The sequence below is a fragment of the Arthrobacter sp. 05L45_2 genome, from assembly GCF_056397525.1.
Genome location: NZ_JBFTNO010000299.1, coordinates 1 through 2,354 on the forward strand (window position 1 = coordinate 1; position 2,354 = coordinate 2,354).

Below are 2,354 nucleotides of genomic sequence, written 5' to 3' on the forward strand. Positions count from 1 at the left end.
CGCCAAGCCTCCGCCCAGGGCGGGTGGGACCGGCGGACGCTGCTGAAGACATTCGGCGCCGGCGCCATCGCCATGGCCGGGGTACCCTTCCTGGCCGCGTGCACAGGCGGCAGCGGCCCCGCAGCGAGCGGCGGCAGCAAGACCGTCACGTTCGGATCGGGTTCATCGGACGAGGTGCCCAAGGCCGCCTACAAGGCCGTCACCGATGCCTTCACCAAGAAGTCCGGCGTCGCTGTCACCACGAACGTGGTGCCGCACAACGACTTCCAGAACAAAATCAACACCTACCTTCAGGGCAGCCCGGACGACACCTTCACGTGGTTCGCCGGCTACCGGATGCAGTACTACGCCGGAAAGGGCCTGCTGGCGCCGATCGACGACGTCTGGGAAAAGATCGGCGGCAACTACTCCGACGCCATGAAGAAGGCCTCCACCGGAGCCGACGGCAAGATGTACTTCGTCCCGAACTACAACTACCCGTGGGGCTTCTTCTACCGGAAGAGCCTCTGGACGGAAAAGGGCTACGAGGTCCCCACCACGTTCGACCAGCTTGTGGCCCTCGCCAAGAAGATGAAGGSTGACGGSCTSRTCCCGATCGAATTCGCCGACAAGGACGGCTGGCCSGCCATGGGCACSTTCGAYTACMTSAACATGCGCCTGAACGGCTAYCAGTTCCAYATGGACCTSACSGCSCACAAGGAATCSTGGGACCAGAAGAAGGTCAGCGACGTCTTCGACACCTGGAAGCAGCTGCTCCCGTTCCAGAACCCCAACGCCCTGGGCATGACCTGGCAGGACTCGGCCAAGAACCTCGGTTCGAAGAAGTCGGGCATGTACCTCCTCGGCTCCTTCCTCACCCAGCAGTACACGGACAAGACCGTCGCCGCAGACATCGACTTCTTCCCGTTCCCCGAGSTGGCGGTGGAGGGCCGGGACGCCGTYGARGCYCCCATCGACGGRCTCCTGCTGTCCAAGAAGGGCGGCCAGAACCAGTCSGCCAAGGATTTCCTGGCCTACCTCGGCACCCCGGAGGGGCAGAATGTCTACGCCTCCGTCGACAGCTCGAACATCGCCGCCGCGAAGGGCGCCGATACGTCCAAGTTCTCGCCCTTGAGCAAGAAGATGGCCGATGTCATCTCCAACGCCAAGAGCATCAGCCAGTTCTTCGACCGGGACGCGCTTCCGGCCATGGCCAACAACGTCATGATCCCGGCGCTGCAGTCCTTCATCAAGGACGGCAACGTGGACGTCAAGAACCTGGAAGCCCAGGCCAAGTCGCTCTACGCCGCCCAGTAGTGGCCGTTCGGGCCACCACCATCCGGCACTAAGGAATAAGTTCTCGTGAGTACACCAACCGATACGAGCCCCGTCGGGGCGCGGYGCAAAGCCGCTGCCCCGACGGGGCGGGTCCGCCGGCTTTCAGGCCGCGATAAATGGGTCCTGGCCTTTATGGTGGGCCTGCCCACCCTGATCCAACTGGTCCTGGTCTGGATCCCAACACTGCTGTCGGCTGCCCTGTCCTTCACCCGGTGGAATGGCCTGAGCCTCGACGACATCAAGCCGGCGGGCCTGAGCAACTACGACTTCATCGCCCAGAACTACCCGCCGTTCTGGCCCGCCGTGCAGCACAACGTGCTCTGGCTGGTGTTCCTGGCTGTGATCGCGACGCCGCTGGGCCTGCTGCTGGCGATCCTGCTGGACCAGAACATCCGCGGCAGCAAGATCTACCAGAGCATCTTCTTCACCCCGGTGATGCTTTCGCTGGCACTCATCGGCGTCATCTGGCAGTTGTTCTACAACCGCGACAGCGGGCTGCTGAACTTCCTGCTCGGCACCGCGGGCACACCCCAGGCCGTCGACTGGTTCGGCGATTCCAGCGTGAACATCTGGGCCGCCCTCATCGCCGCGACCTGGCGGCACGCGGGCTACGTCATGATCCTCTATTTGGCCGGCCTCAAGGGCGTCGATCCCACCCTCCGCGAAGCTGCGCAGATCGACGGCGCCAACGCCGTCCAGACCTTTTTCCGGGTCATTTTCCCGGCCATGCGGCCGGTCAACGTCATCATCATCGTCATCACCGTGATCGAATCCCTCCGGGCTTTCGACATTGTTTACGTGATCAACCGCGGCACCAACGGCCTGGAACTCATCAGCGCCCTGGTCATCCAAAACCTGGTCGGCGAGGGTCAGGTGATCGGCGTCGGATCGGCGCTGGCCGTCATCCTCCTTGTCATCTCCCTGGTTCCCATCACCTTCTACCTGTCCAGGGCCTTCGGAAAGGACAAAGAGGCATGAGCATCGCACAGCCCACCGATGCACCGGCCGCGGGCAACACCATCGCCGGGCGCAGCGCC

Annotated in this window: 2 protein-coding genes; both read left to right on the plus strand. The window is 63.5% G+C overall.

Annotation, left to right across the window (positions count from 1 at the left end; all coding sequences use genetic code 11):
- Positions 1 to 42 precede the first annotated feature (42 nt).
- Positions 43 to 1,296, plus strand: a complete 1,254-nt coding sequence (locus tag AC1DHD_RS15685; RefSeq protein ID WP_476880600.1) for an ABC transporter substrate-binding protein — start codon at positions 43 to 45, stop codon at positions 1,294 to 1,296.
- 45 nt (positions 1,297 to 1,341) lie between these two features.
- Positions 1,342 to 2,295 (plus strand): carbohydrate ABC transporter permease, encoded by a 954-nt coding sequence (locus AC1DHD_RS15690; protein WP_476880599.1) that lies wholly within the window; start codon positions 1,342 to 1,344, stop codon positions 2,293 to 2,295.
- Positions 2,296 to 2,354: the final 59 nt, after the last annotated feature.